A 437-nucleotide genomic window follows, 5' to 3' on the forward strand; every position below is an offset into this window, starting at 1 on the left:
GCACTAACAAATGTCCTTTCATAAGTACCGGTGGTGGTAAATGTCTCACCATTCCAGCTATACGGTAGCTCGCTCGCACAGATCACTACGTCTGTAGTGCTGTTCAGGGTCTCGTTAACCACCAGGTTCAATGTAGCTATCGAATCACAACCGGCTGCACTAACAAAAGTCCTTTCATAAGTGCCGGTAGTGGTATAGGTCTCACCATTCCAGCTATAGGGTAACTGGCTAGCACAGATCACTACGTCTGTAGTGCTGGTCAGGGTCTCATTAACCACCAGGTTCAGGGTAGCTATCGAATCACAACCGGCTGCACTAACCAGGGGAACTGTATAGGTTCCTGCAGTTGTATATATCTCACTATTCCAGCTATAGGGTAGCTGGCTCGCACAGATCACTACGTCTGTAGTGCTGGTCAGGGTTTCATTTACCACCAG

General features: G+C 48.3%; 1 protein-coding gene. It reads right to left on the minus strand.

The genetic code is table 11. The features are described 5' to 3' along the window. On the minus strand, window positions 1-437 hold a 437-nt coding region (locus OI18_RS24790; protein WP_039144794.1), incomplete at both ends, for a hypothetical protein.

It is taken from the genome of Flavihumibacter solisilvae (genome assembly GCF_000814475.1).
GTDB classification, from domain to species: domain Bacteria; phylum Bacteroidota; class Bacteroidia; order Chitinophagales; family Chitinophagaceae; genus Flavihumibacter; species Flavihumibacter solisilvae.